Source organism: Candidatus Photodesmus anomalopis (assembly GCF_000731785.2).
In the GTDB taxonomy this organism is placed as follows: Bacteria; Pseudomonadota; Gammaproteobacteria; order Enterobacterales; family Vibrionaceae; genus Vibrio; species Vibrio anomalopis.
The window spans coordinates 39611-52263 of sequence record NZ_JGVJ01000010.1 but is presented as its reverse complement, the minus strand read 5'-3'; the positions used below and the strand labels follow the sequence as shown (position 1 = coordinate 52263).

Annotated in this window: 14 protein-coding genes; 3 read left to right on the top strand and 11 right to left on the bottom strand. The window is 30.8% G+C overall.

Features of this window, described 5'->3' with window-relative positions:
• Nucleotides 1-28: 28 nt before the first annotated feature.
• Nucleotides 29-922 carry a 4-hydroxy-tetrahydrodipicolinate synthase gene (dapA, locus tag CF66_RS00940; protein WP_034411254.1) on the top strand — a complete coding sequence of 298 codons (894 nt, stop codon included), beginning with the start codon at nucleotides 29-31 and terminating at the stop codon, nucleotides 920-922.
• A 113-nt stretch (nucleotides 923-1035) separates the two neighbouring features.
• Nucleotides 1036-2040 carry a D-alanine--D-alanine ligase gene (locus CF66_RS00935; RefSeq protein ID WP_016503683.1) on the top strand — a complete coding sequence of 335 codons (1005 nt, stop codon included), beginning with the start codon at nucleotides 1036-1038 and terminating at the stop codon, nucleotides 2038-2040.
• 29 nt (nucleotides 2041-2069) lie between these two features.
• On the opposite strand, the gene CF66_RS00930 is transcribed toward CF66_RS00935, so the two are convergent.
• From CF66_RS00930 to ssb, 11 genes are all read right to left on the bottom strand, one after another.
• A complete protein-coding gene (locus tag CF66_RS00930; RefSeq protein ID WP_034411252.1) occupies nucleotides 2070-3137 on the bottom strand; it encodes an AI-2E family transporter in 1068 nt (355 codons plus the stop codon).
• A gap of 177 nt (nucleotides 3138-3314) precedes the next feature.
• Nucleotides 3315-3506: a (Na+)-NQR maturation NqrM gene (gene nqrM, locus CF66_RS00925; RefSeq protein WP_034411250.1), complete on the bottom strand. Its 192-nt coding sequence runs from the start codon at nucleotides 3504-3506 to the stop codon at nucleotides 3315-3317.
• A 13-nt stretch (nucleotides 3507-3519) separates the two neighbouring features.
• Nucleotides 3520-4569 (bottom strand): FAD:protein FMN transferase, encoded by a 1050-nt coding sequence (locus tag CF66_RS00920; protein WP_016503685.1) that lies wholly within the window; start codon nucleotides 4567-4569, stop codon nucleotides 3520-3522.
• Nucleotides 4570-4637: 68 nt separating this feature from the next.
• On the bottom strand, nucleotides 4638-5864 hold the full coding sequence (gene nqrF / locus CF66_RS00915) for an NADH:ubiquinone reductase (Na(+)-transporting) subunit F (protein WP_016503686.1): 1227 nt from the start codon (nucleotides 5862-5864) through the stop codon (nucleotides 4638-4640).
• A gap of 45 nt (nucleotides 5865-5909) precedes the next feature.
• Nucleotides 5910-6506: an NADH:ubiquinone reductase (Na(+)-transporting) subunit E gene (nqrE, locus tag CF66_RS00910; protein ID WP_016503687.1), complete on the bottom strand. Its 597-nt coding sequence runs from the start codon at nucleotides 6504-6506 to the stop codon at nucleotides 5910-5912.
• A gap of 7 nt (nucleotides 6507-6513) precedes the next feature.
• On the bottom strand, nucleotides 6514-7152 hold the full coding sequence (locus CF66_RS00905; protein ID WP_016503688.1) for an NADH:ubiquinone reductase (Na(+)-transporting) subunit D: 639 nt from the start codon (nucleotides 7150-7152) through the stop codon (nucleotides 6514-6516).
• Nucleotides 7149-7925 (bottom strand): Na(+)-translocating NADH-quinone reductase subunit C, encoded by a 777-nt coding sequence (locus tag CF66_RS00900; protein WP_034411247.1) that lies wholly within the window; start codon nucleotides 7923-7925, stop codon nucleotides 7149-7151. The genes CF66_RS00905 and CF66_RS00900 overlap by 4 nt, the downstream gene beginning before the upstream one ends.
• Nucleotides 7915-9156 (bottom strand): NADH:ubiquinone reductase (Na(+)-transporting) subunit B, encoded by a 1242-nt coding sequence (locus tag CF66_RS00895; protein WP_016503690.1) that lies wholly within the window; start codon nucleotides 9154-9156, stop codon nucleotides 7915-7917. Before CF66_RS00895 ends, CF66_RS00900 begins: the two co-directional genes overlap by 11 nt.
• A 4-nt stretch (nucleotides 9157-9160) precedes the next feature.
• Complete coding sequence (locus tag CF66_RS00890; RefSeq protein ID WP_034411245.1) at nucleotides 9161-10501, bottom strand: Na(+)-translocating NADH-quinone reductase subunit A; 1341 nt, start codon at nucleotides 10499-10501, stop codon at nucleotides 9161-9163.
• Nucleotides 10502-10870: 369 nt separating this feature from the next.
• Nucleotides 10871-10981, bottom strand: a complete 111-nt coding sequence (locus CF66_RS04710) for a hypothetical protein (RefSeq protein ID WP_420887239.1) — start codon at nucleotides 10979-10981, stop codon at nucleotides 10871-10873.
• A gap of 302 nt (nucleotides 10982-11283) precedes the next feature.
• Entirely contained in the window at nucleotides 11284-11676 is a 393-nt protein-coding gene (gene ssb / locus CF66_RS00880) for a single-stranded DNA-binding protein (protein ID WP_420887549.1), read from the bottom strand.
• A gap of 574 nt (nucleotides 11677-12250) precedes the next feature.
• Here ssb and CF66_RS00875 point away from each other — a divergent pair.
• Nucleotides 12251-12649 carry a flagellar protein FlaG gene (locus CF66_RS00875; RefSeq protein WP_016503693.1) on the top strand — a complete coding sequence of 133 codons (399 nt, stop codon included), beginning with the start codon at nucleotides 12251-12253 and terminating at the stop codon, nucleotides 12647-12649.
• The last annotated feature ends 4 nt before the right edge of the window (nucleotides 12650-12653 follow it).

The following is a 12653-nucleotide window of genomic DNA, read 5'->3' as shown; positions in this document are numbered from 1 at the left end:
TTTAATTCTTACTAACATGGTATAAATTATGTTTTCAGGAAGCATAGTGGCATTAATTACACCACTTGATCCAAACGGTGGGATAGATTTTATTAGCTTGAAAATACTAATAGATTATCATGTGAAATCTGGAACTGATGCTATAGTGGTTACGGGTACAACTGGAGAATCTGTAACATTAACTTTAGAAGAACAGATTAAAATTATCAATAAAGCTATTGAATTTGCTGATGACCGTATTCCTATTATTGCTGGAACTGGAACAAATTCAACTCATAAATCAATCGCCTTGAATCAACTGCTAAATAATACAAACATTGCTGCATGTCTAAGCGTAACACCTTACTATAATAGACCAACTCAAGAGGGATTATATCAGCACTATAAAATAATTGCTGAAGCAACAGATATACCACAGATATTATATAACGTTCCTATTCGAACTGGAGTTGATCTTTTACCAAAAACTGTTGCTCGTCTTGCTAAAATTAAGAATATAGTTGCCCTTAAAGACGCAACAGGTGATCTAGATAGAATTGAAATACATCATAAACTTTGCGGGAAAAATTTTATTTTGCTAAGTGGCGATGATAGTTCAGCTTTGCAATTTATTCAACGAGGTGGACAAGGTGTTATTTCTGTTACTAGCAATGTTGCAGCTAAAGATATGGCTAAAATGTGTGACTTAGCAAAAAAAGGCCAATTTGAACAAGCTAATACTATAAATAAACGTCTAATGCCACTGAATCACAGTTTATTTATAGAGTCAAACCCAATTGCTGTAAAATGGGCAGCCTATAAAATAGGTTTAATTTCTACAAGTAAACTGCGATCACCACTAACACAATTATCTAAAAAGGCCCGCCCTATTGTATCTAACGCAATGAAAAAAGCATGTATTTATGACATTAAAAATGTTTAACTACTAACAAATTAGAATAAGCCTTTATTAAATTTTAAAGTAAGATATTTTTATATATAAAATTTTACAAATCTCTTTTACAAACACACAGCATACACTGGAATAAACTCCTAATGAGCAAAATAACTGTCCTTCTACTTTACGGTGGAAATCAATCAGAACATGCAGTATCTCGTATGTCTGCCAATTATCTACAAACTCAACTGAAACTAACACCTTCATTCTTTGTGATTCGTATAAGAATTCAATCAAATAACTGGTATGATGATAATGAAGATAGGGTATACTTGGATTTTAATAAAGCTGAATTATATAGCAACAAACTTGATCCAATTAAAATAGACTTTATTATCCCATGTATACATGGCTATCCTGGTGAAACAGGTGATATTCAGTCTATGCTTGAACTAGCTAAAATTCCTTATTTAGGTTGCGGACCAGAAGCTAGCATTAATAGTTTTAATAAAATAACATCTAAACTTTGGTATAATGCATTGGGTATTCCCAATACTCCATATATATTCCTTTGCAAAAATAGCAAAATATCTATTAAACAAGGAGAAATAGCATTTAAACGTTGGGGTAAAGTTTTTGTAAAAGCTGCTAAGCAGGGATCTTCTATTGGATGTTATAAGGTGACTAATATTAAAGAAATAGGGAAATTTATCAACTTAGCATTCACTTATTCAGACCAAGTATTAATTGAAAAAGCACTACAATCAAGAGAATTGGAAGTATCAGCCTATGAATTTAATGGAAAACTTTATATTTCAAAACCAGGAGAAATTCTTACACCAGATAATAATTTTTATTCATACAAAGAAAAATACAATCAAGACAGCAAGTCTATTACCAAGATTGAAGCATCAAATTTAACAATAAAACAGAAAAAAATTATATCTAATAACGCTCGAAAAATTTTTATTCAAATGAAACTAAAACACTTATCACGTCTAGATTTCTTTTTAACAAAAGATAACAAGATCTACTTAAATGAAGTCAATACTTTCCCTGGAATGACATCTACCTCAATGTTTCCTAAAATGCTCGAGAACAACGGACATCGTTTTTCTCAATTCCTAGCTAATTGCATTTTCTCTTCCATTGTAAAAAACTGATTGTAAGATTAAAAACATATTTTTTACTATTAATCCTGTAAAAAAGATTGTTCTTCATATTCATAATTTGGCAATACATTCCAAACTGCTTTTACTAAAGTTGCTAGCGGAATTGCAAAAAACACTCCCCAAAAACCATAACAACCTCCAAATATGAGAATAGCAATAATAATTGCTACTGGATGCAAGTTCACTGCCTCAGAAAACAAAATTGGAACTAAAACATTCCCATCTAATACTTGAATTACAGCATACGCAAACATTAACCAGTAAAATTGAGAAGTTAATCCCCACTGAAAAAGCCCAACAATTGCTACTGGAATAGTCGCTACAGCTGCACCGATGTAAGGAATCAATACTGAAAGTCCAATTGTAACAGACAATAAAACAGAATAGCGAACATTTAATATTATCAAAGTAACATAACTAACAACACCAACAATAAGAATTTCTAGAACTTTACCGCGAATATAGTTAGAAATTTGTTTATTCATTTCATACCAAACTTGATTAGCTAGTTTTCTATTTTTTGGTAGTAAATAACTAGCTATATCAATCATCTCTTTCTTATCTTTTAATAAAAAAAACACCAGAATCGGTACCAAAATAAAATAAACTGCTAATGTTACGATACTCACTAAAGATGCAAGTGATTTTTTTAAGACATTTTCACTAAAACCAATAACTTGATTTTTAATATTGATTACTAAAAGTTCCATAATATGTAAACTTTCTAATTCTGGATAATATTTTGGTATAGAAGAAATAAAATTTTGTAATCCTAAATACATGTTGGGTATATCATTAATCAAATTTATAACTTGTTCCCAAATAGTAGGTATCAAAACAAATACTGCTAGAAACATTAAACTTGAAAAACTTAGAGTCACTAAAATAACAGATATAATACGACAAATACCTAATCTGGTGAGTTTATTAACCAACCATTCGAGCAAATAAGCAATGACTATGGCTACTAGAAAAGGGGCAATTAAACTTCCGAAAAAATAAATCGTAATAAAACCAAATAATAAAATAGCTGCTAGGCTAACTGCATGGGGATCGGAAGAAAACCGTTTACACCAACGACTAATCATTTCTAATACTTTTAAAATAAGTCATAAAATACCATCTCATAGTGTATTCCATTTATAATTCTTTGCTTAAATAAACAATACTTACTTACTCTAAGTATAATTAAATTATACATTTCATAAATACTTAATCTATCAATAATATTCTTTATATAAAGACACACATCAAGATAAAAATTACTAAACATTATCTAATCCTAAAGAATTTTTATTATCATCACATGGTTTATTACAACTACATATACCATTTAAACTTATAGAAGCTAACTGACTGCAACTACTTTTGATTGCCTTTTTTTTAAAAATATAACCTATAGACATTGAAAACATTACAATTAAGAAAGAAAAAAAAGCAAAGATAAATGTACTCATATAAAACATATCTCTAAATATTCATAATAGATGACTTATATGCATTAGAAGCTAGTTCCATAAAACCATTTTTTGTTTTAATAATCATATATACTGGAATTTTGTACTGATTTGCTAGCTCCATTCCCTTATCTTTTCCTAGGACCATTAAAGCAGTAGACAAACCATCGGCAGTCATTGATGACTTATCAAAGACAGTAACAGATGCAATATTATTTTCAATAGGTTGTCCTGTTTCTGGATTGATAATATGAGAATAATAAACACCATTATGCTTAAAATAATTGCGATAATCTCCTGATGTTGAAACAGCTGTATTACCCGGTTCAATAATGGTTTGAATAATTCGCTGATCTGGAATCGGCTTTTCAATAGCAATTCGCCAAGGTTGACCTTGTTGATTTACCCCTTTCAGATGCATTTCACCACCAACTTCTACTATGTAATTCTCAATTCCAACAGATTGCATATAATTAGCAAGTAAATCGACAGCCCAACCCTTAGCGATTGTGGATAAATCGATGTATAAATTAGGTATTTTTTTTCTAAGAGTAGAATCAGTTACACTCAAATTATGAATACCAATGTTTTTTTTATACTTAGCTAATTCAATATCTGTAGGTACCTTCTTTAAGCGATTTTCTGGCCCAAATCCCCATAAATTTACTAATGGACCAACAGTTATATCTAATGCCCCTAACGTTAAATTACTCAAACGAATGGCCTCTTTTACTACAATTGTAATTTCATGAGATACTGGGAATGGTGCAGTTCCTTGATACTGATTAAACTGAGTTAATTCAGAGTCTTGACGATAAGTTGACATCTGATTATTAACTTTCTCAAGAATAGTATTGATCTCCAAACTTAATTTTTCTGAAGTTGGAATACCTTTTATTTCAAGATATTTTATATTGTAGATTGTTCCCATAGTTAAGCCAGTTAAATGATTTTGTTTAACTGTTTCCTTTTTAGAAGCAAATAAAACAAAGAAACAAAATCCCAATGCTAAAAACAAACAGGATCTTAAAAAAATAACTCTATTAAACACAGAAAATAACATACAAAGTATAACCTAAACCATTTATAAGTACACAATCTTTAAAATTACTAATGAACCTAGCTTATTACTTATCCCCCAAAATCATCTAGCAAAATATTCTCATCTTCAACACCAAGGTCTTGTAACATACGAATAACTGCATTATTCATCATTGGTGGACCACACATATAATACTCACAATCTTCAGGGGTTTCATGATATTTTAAGTAATTTTCATAAATTACTTCATGGATAAAACCTGTATAGCCATCCCAATTATCTTCTGGAAGAGGATTAGATAAAGCTACATGCCAAGAAAAATTATCATTTTTATCTTGTAAATCATCAAATTCTTCGATGTAAAACATTTCACGTTTCGAACGAGCACCGTACCAATAAGTGATTTTACGTTTAGATTTAAGTCTTAGTAATTGATCGAAAATATGTGAACGCATCGGAGCCATTCCTGCACCTCCACCAATGAATATCATTTCATTATCAGTGTCTTTAGCAAAAAAATGACCAAATGGACCAGATATCATGCACTTATCCCCAACTTTTAATGACCAAATGTACGAAGACATAATACCTGGCGGAATAGAAAGATCTTGAAAAGAAGGTGGAATAGCAATACGTACATTGAGTTTTATCAAGTTTTTTTCTTCTGGATATGAAGCCATTGAATAAGCGCGAACAATTTTTTTATTAAAAATAGATTCATAACGAAATAAACCAAGTTTTTCCCAATCACTACGATATATTTCAGGAATATCAAAATCACTATATTTAACATGATGAGGCTCTGATTCAATTTGAATATAGCCACCTGCCTGAAATTCTATCTTCTCACCTTCAGGAATTTTTAACACAAGTTCTTTAATAAAAGTCGCTTTATTATCGTTGGAAATAACAGTACATTCCCACTTTTTAGTGCCAAAAATCTCTTCAGGAAGCTCAATATCCATATTTGATTTTACAGATACTTGACAAGCAAGGCGTTCTCCATGATTTGCTCTCTTTTTAGTAATATGATTAAGTTCAGTTGGTAAAATAGCACCTCCTCCACTTTTTACTTTTATTCGACATTGACCGCAAGTACCACTGCCACCACATGCAGAAGAAATAAATATACCTTTATCAGCCATAGCAGCAAGTAGTTTTTTACCTGGAGTAGTGACAAAACTCCTACTTAAATTACCATTAACAGCAATTGTGACTTCACCTGATATTATTAACTTAGATCTAGCAAAAAGAATTGCTAAAACCAATATTGATACGGTAAAAGTCAGTACAAAAACACCAAGAATAATATCCATGTATTATTCCTCAATATTATGCTTATGCTGCATCATTTCTCAACCTTATAATTGAATACCTGAAAAAGACATAAAACCTAATGACATCAAACCTACTGTAATAAATGTAATACCTAACCCCCGTAAACCATCAGGTACATTAGAATACTTCATTTTTTCACGAATACCTGAAAGTGATAAAATAGCCAACATCCAACCTAAACCAGAACCAAATCCGTAAACGATTGACTCTAAAAAATTATAATCGCGTGTTACCATGAATGATACACCACCAAAAATTGCACAATTTACTGTAATCAAAGGTAAAAAAATACCTAAAGCGTTATACAAAGACGGAAAAAAACGTTCTACTACCATTTCAAGAATTTGTACAAGTGCAGCTATAACACCAATGAATACAATAAAATTAAGAAAACTAAGATCAACTCCTTGCATTAATGAATTTTCTTTTAAAATAAAAGTATAAATTAAATTGTTTAATGGTAAAGCAATCGTCAATACCGTAACAACGGTAATACCTAAACTAAAAGCTGTTTTAACTTTTTTAGATATAGCAAGAAATGTACACATGCCTAAGAAAAAAGAAAGAGCCATATTTTCAATAAAAATTGATTTAACTAATAAGCCAATATAGTATTCCATAATTAGATTACCTATTTCCTTCTATTTGTTCCGTCCTAAATGTTCGAATAATCCAAATTAAAAAACCAATTAAAAAAAATGCAGAAGGTGCTAATAACATTAAACCATTTGGTTGATACCAACCATTATTATTTACTAAAGGAAACAATTCAAAACCAAAAATTTTGCCTGAACCCAATAACTCTCGAAAAAAACTAATAGTAATAAGGATGAAACCATATCCTAAACCATTGCCAATACCATCAAGAAAGGAAGCTATTGGATCGTATTTCATAGCGAAAGCCTCAGCACGACCCATGACAATACAATTGGTAATTATTAAACCAACAAAAACTGATAACTGCTTAGAAATATTATACAAATATGCTTTAATTATCTGGTCAACAACAATCACTAAAGATGCGATTATAACCATTTGAATAATAATACGTATACTGCTAGGAATATAATTACGAATAATTGAAATAAATAAACTAGAGAATGCTGTGACACAGATGACTGCTAATGTCATCACCAATGCTGTTTCTAGTTTAGTAGTTACTGCAAGAGCAGAACATACTCCAAGGATTTGTAGTGCGATAGGATTCTCATCTAATATAGGGTTTATTAATGCTTTCTTTTTTATATTTTCTTTAGAATAAATCATCGATTAATAGCTCCTTGACGAACCTTTGATAAAAAAGGACCAAAACCCATGTTACCTAGCCAAAAGTCAAATGTATTCTGCACTCCATTACTAGTTAATGTTGCCCCTGAAAGACCATCAACACTATGATTAGAATCATATTTTTCATTGCTACTATGAATAAGTCTTATTGCAGGTTCATTATTTTCATTAAATAACTTTTTACCTATAAATTGAGAAGACCATATTGGGTTTTCTACTTCACCACCAAGACCTGGAGTTTCTTTTTGTTCATAATAAGTAATACCAGAAATAGTATTTCCATCCATATTTACCGCAATAAACGCATACATCATTGACCATAAACCGCTACCATGAACAGGAATAATAATTTTAGATACTTTATCAAAATTCTTAACTAAATACACAACACCAATATTAGCTCGACGAAAAATCTTAGCCACATCTTGTTTAGATGTAAGCTTAATAGATTGTGAATTGTTTTTTGCTGCTTTTCGTTGATCATAAACCATTGCATCACCATCAACAAAACTTCCAGAATCGAAGTCAATTAAACGGGGCTCAATATACTGAGAAAAAACTTCGGAAATTTTTTTATCTGAAACATCAAGACCAGCAAGCTCAATAATCTTGCTTTGCTGGTCTAATAATGCATTTGCTTTTTGTTTATCACGCAATCCAACAGAAATTGACGATACAATAATTGAACATACAAAACTTAATAAAAAAATAACAAAAAGATTTTTTTTTATACCTTGATTATCACTTACCATATCGTGCTAACCTTCTTTTAATATTATTTTCAATCACAATATGATCAAATAGCGGTGAAAATAGATTTGCAAATAAAATAGCTAACATTATACCTTCAGGATAAGCTGGATTAATAACACGAATTACTACACACATAGAACCAATTAAAAAACCATATGCCCATTTCCCTTTGTTAGTAAATGAAGCAGATACAGGATCTGTTGCCATGAAAAACATACCAAATGCAAAACCACCCAAAACTAAATGCCAATACCAAGGCATACTAAACATCGGATTAGTATCTGAACCAATAACATTAAATAATGTTGATAATAAAATCATACCAATCATCACACCAATAATTATTCTCCATGAAGCAATGCCAGAAAAAACAATTATACCTGCACCTATAATTAGAGCTAAAGTTGATACTTCACCAATGGAACCCGATATCTTACCAAGAAAAGCATCCATCCAAGTAATAGAATGATTTGTAATTACATTTACTAAAGTATTTTCACCTGTTTTTGCCCATTGACTAAGCACAGTTGCACTAGAGAATCCGTCAGCGGCAACCCATACTTTATCACCTGAAATTTGAGCTGGATATGCAAAAAATAAAAAAGCACGACCTGCTAATGCTGGATTTAAAAAGTTACGTCCGGTTCCACCAAAAATTTCTTTAGCAATAACAACACCAAAAGTAATACCTAAAGTAGCCTGGTATAAAGATATGGTTGGAGGAAGAATAAGTGCAAATAAAATTGAAGTAACAAAAAAACCTTCATTAACTTCATGCTTACGCACTATGCAAAATAATAATTCCCAAAAACCACCAACAATAAACACTGTTAAGTAAATTGGGAAAAAATAAGTTGCACCAAGTAACATTTTATCAAACCAACTAGCATCATAAGACAATGTTCCAGTTAGCATTTCAGTTAAAGAATAGCGCCAATTATTAGCAATAATATCTACAAGTTCAGTTTCTGAATAAATATGATGTAAAGCAGAAATAGCTTGTTCACCTACATTATATATTCCCCAAAATAATGCGGGTAATACTGAAATCCAAACTATAATCATAATACGTTTTAGATCAATAGCATCACGAACATGAGAACTTTTTTTTGTAACTAAACCTGGAGTATAAAAAAATGTAGCTATGGCTTCATAAAGTGCAAACCATTTCCGATATTGACCATTTGATTGAAAATGATGTTCAATATCCTCAAGGATTTTTTTAAGCATAGTGTTATCCTTCCTTGACAATTATATCTAAACATTTACGAAGTAAATAACCATACTCATATTTGCTAGGACATACGAAAGTACATAATGCTAAATCTTCCTCATCTAACTCTAATATACCAAGGCGTTGAGCACTATCAGTATCACATACACATAAATCACGAAGCAATAATGTTGGTTCTATATCTAATGGCATCACTTTTTCATAGTTACCAATAGGAACCATAGCACGATGACTTCCATTGGTAGTGGTCGTCATCCTGAATAAACGTTTTTTAAAAAACGAACTTAAAAAAGAACGAGTAATAGAAAACTTATTTTTACCAAATGAAGCCCAACCAAATAATTCTTTCTTTCGATCTTCACATAGAACAGAAACCTGCATATGATAGCGACCTAAATAAGCATGAGGACCATAAGCTTGTGTACCAGTTAACACTGAACCAGAAATTATACGAACATCATCAGATACTAATTCGTTACGAGTTATTTCGTTTAAATTCACACCTAAACTAGCTCGAATAAGACGAGGATTATTCACTCCTGGACCTGAGAGCGAAATCACCCGATTAGTATACAATATCCCTGTTAAGAATAATTTCCCAACTGCAATAACATCTTGGTAATTGATAGACCAAGCTACATTTTTTAAATTAACTGGATATAAAAAATGCATATGAGTACCCGCAAGACCGGATGGATGAGGTCCATTAAAGATATGCTCTTGAACATTAGATTGATTTGATCGAGGAAGACTAGCAGAAGATTTACATACATAAACCGTACCTTCTGTTAATGCAGATAGGATATCTAAACCTGAAATAAAAGCATCTTTTTGCTCATTAATAATTAATTCAGGCCTTGCTGATAAAGGATTCGTATCCATAGCAGTAACAAAAATTGCCTTAGTTGACGAATTAATTTCTGGAATTCTACTAAATGGACGTGCTCGAAAAGCAGTCCAAAGACCAGACTCAACTAATTGAGATTTAATAATGTTTCTATCTAAATTAACTAATTCAGAAGAGTTAAATTTTTTAAAAAAAAACTGTTCGTTTCCTTGAACTTTAATTACTACAGACTGTAAGACACGTTTTTCACCTCGGTTAATTTCAATAACCTTACCACTCGCTGGTGCAGTAAACTTAACACCTGGATTCTTTTTATCTTCAAATAATATTTGAGCTTTTTTTACCCTTTCTCCAACACGAACATGCATAATAGGACGCATACCAATATATTCTTCACCAAGTAAAGCAACTTTATTGATGCATTTTGCATTATCAATCACTTGTAATGGATTGCCGGAAATAGGAAGATCTAAACCTTTTTTTATTGTAATCATAAATACTTATTACTCACCTTAATCCATAAGAAAAAGATTCTTTAATGTTGATAACCTTTTCATGGATAAATGCAGACCTTACTTCAGAGCTATTTAAAATAGTTTACGTAATATTTAAAAACAACCATTCTATCTTTAGGATAAGAGCAAGGCCTAGAGAGCGAATAAGTTTAACATAAACCTGATATTAAACCCAACAACTAGAATTTTGGTTTCAAAAGTTTATAACATAGGCATAACCTTATTTTTTTTACTTTGCATAAAAATTAGCCTTTTCCATGAACATTGGACTGCTAGAACTAACTCCTTGACATAATTCCCATTCTTCTAATGTATAAACCTGAATTGATATTGCATGAATATGATTTGCTAATTCATCACATAACAGCTCATAAATTTCCTTAAACGCTTCCCCAAAAAATGCTGACTCACTATTATTATTTTAAAATGAGTTTCAAATTTCTCAGAAATTCCATGCATTTCACTTTCATTGAGTACTTGCAATACAACTGGGGGAAGATGTTGTTTTAATTTTTTTCAATTGATATTTTTATCATAAAAGCTTTTCTTATTCCATAATATAGAAAGAGTAATTTTATCTACCTAGTTCTTTCGCAATTTATTTAAAGTTAGAGATAAAAAATACACATAAATAAAAAAATCTTAACTAGCAGTTAGTGAAAACTTTTCTTCCTTAAACAATAAAATTTACTCTAGAATGATAAATTATATTAATTAGTTGACTATTTACCGAACCTAAATTCCTCAAAAAATAAACCAGTTTAAAATGGGATATCATCATCAAAATCAACTGATTCTTCATCATCCTGAGATTTAGAATGAAAAGATTGCTGAGAATCTGAGGGTTTTTTATCTGTTGATTGCGTATGAGTACGACTTCCTAAGAATTGCATTACACCATTAAAACCTTGAACAACAACTTCTGTTGTATAACGATCCTGGCCATTTTGATCTTGCCACTTACGGGTTTTCAGTTGACCTTCTATATAAACCTGAGAACCTTTTCGTAAATATTCACCTCCAACTTCAGCTAACTTCCCAAATAATGCCACTCTATGCCACTCAGTTTTTTCGCGCTGCTCACCAGTTGTCTTATCACGCCAAAATTCGGATGTTGCGATTGCAATGCTCACAACAGCAGCACCATTTGGCATGTAACGAGTTTCTGGATCCTTACCTAAATGACCAATTAAAATAACCTTATTTACACCACGACTTGCCATTTTATCATCTCCGTTCAAGTACCTATATTCTATTTGAATGCAATTAAAATCAGAATAGCACATGCTTAGTACTCAAAGAATTTTTAAGTACCGTCACAATATATATTATGCTTTCCAGTAAATGATGAAAACATATTATGTATAAAATCAAAAAATGACTCAATAAAGAACAATTCTAAAAACAATACGCTACAACAGAAAAAAACATTTTTCTGTTGACATTGAGTAATAAATTGAAAATATTAAAGTATCTGTTAAAGTTAGATGGAATAAACAAACTATAACTTTTATCAACGAATATAAAATTAATCTGTTATTGAGCAGATTTTATTCGTAGTTAATAAAGAATGTAATATATAATTTATATTATACTATACTAAATGCTGTAAATTATTCTAAAAATTAAAGAAAATTCTTGTTTTTCAATTATTTTTGATCATAGTTTAGGAAACTAAAAGCTTACTAGGTCAATAAAACCTAGCAACTATGAAGTAAGGAAATTGTTATGGAAACTTTGTCCTATCATACATCGATAAAATCACCTTACATAGAAAAAACCGGCATTGAATTTTCATACAACTCACATAACAACATTGGTTTGTATGAAAATTCAGAGAGGATCACTAATGAAGAAAGTTCTAAAGTAGTTCAAAATATAGCCAAGATTCCAACAGAAGAATATAGCAAAATGCTAGAACAAATGAATGAATTCATTTCCTTTATAGGTACTTTTTTATCTTTTCGTATTGATGAAACATCCAAAAGAAACGTAGTTACCGTTTACGAAGCTAGCACCGGCAATGTTATTCGTCAAATACCTGGAGAAGAAATGCTAGAGATAATACGAAACTTAAAAAACCAAGCAACTCATTACTCATCAGGACTATTGATAGATAAAGTTTAATTAA

What these genes read in the sequence shown, in the direction of transcription:
- dapA (WP_034411254.1), top strand. Translation starts at nt 29, where the DNA reads ATGTTTTCAGGAAGCATAGTGGCATTAATTACACCACTTGATCCAAAC.
- CF66_RS00935 (WP_016503683.1), top strand. Translation starts at nt 1,036, where the DNA reads ATGAGCAAAATAACTGTCCTTCTACTTTACGGTGGAAATCAATCAGAA.
- CF66_RS00930 (WP_034411252.1), bottom strand. Translation starts at nt 3,137, where the DNA reads ATGATTAGTCGTTGGTGTAAACGGTTTTCTTCCGATCCCCATGCAGTT.
- nqrM (WP_034411250.1), bottom strand. Translation starts at nt 3,506, where the DNA reads ATGAGTACATTTATCTTTGCTTTTTTTTCTTTCTTAATTGTAATGTTT.
- CF66_RS00920 (WP_016503685.1), bottom strand. Translation starts at nt 4,569, where the DNA reads ATGTTATTTTCTGTGTTTAATAGAGTTATTTTTTTAAGATCCTGTTTG.
- nqrF (WP_016503686.1), bottom strand. Translation starts at nt 5,864, where the DNA reads ATGGATATTATTCTTGGTGTTTTTGTACTGACTTTTACCGTATCAATA.
- nqrE (WP_016503687.1), bottom strand. Translation starts at nt 6,506, where the DNA reads ATGGAATACTATATTGGCTTATTAGTTAAATCAATTTTTATTGAAAAT.
- CF66_RS00905 (WP_016503688.1), bottom strand. Translation starts at nt 7,152, where the DNA reads ATGATTTATTCTAAAGAAAATATAAAAAAGAAAGCATTAATAAACCCT.
- CF66_RS00900 (WP_034411247.1), bottom strand. Translation starts at nt 7,925, where the DNA reads ATGGTAAGTGATAATCAAGGTATAAAAAAAAATCTTTTTGTTATTTTT.
- CF66_RS00895 (WP_016503690.1), bottom strand. Translation starts at nt 9,156, where the DNA reads ATGCTTAAAAAAATCCTTGAGGATATTGAACATCATTTTCAATCAAAT.
- CF66_RS00890 (WP_034411245.1), bottom strand. Translation starts at nt 10,501, where the DNA reads ATGATTACAATAAAAAAAGGTTTAGATCTTCCTATTTCCGGCAATCCA.
- CF66_RS04710 (WP_420887239.1), bottom strand. Translation starts at nt 10,981, where the DNA reads ATGCATGGAATTTCTGAGAAATTTGAAACTCATTTTAAAATAATAATA.
- ssb (WP_420887549.1), bottom strand. Translation starts at nt 11,676, where the DNA reads ATGCCAAATGGTGCTGCTGTTGTGAGCATTGCAATCGCAACATCCGAA.
- CF66_RS00875 (WP_016503693.1), top strand. Translation starts at nt 12,251, where the DNA reads ATGGAAACTTTGTCCTATCATACATCGATAAAATCACCTTACATAGAA.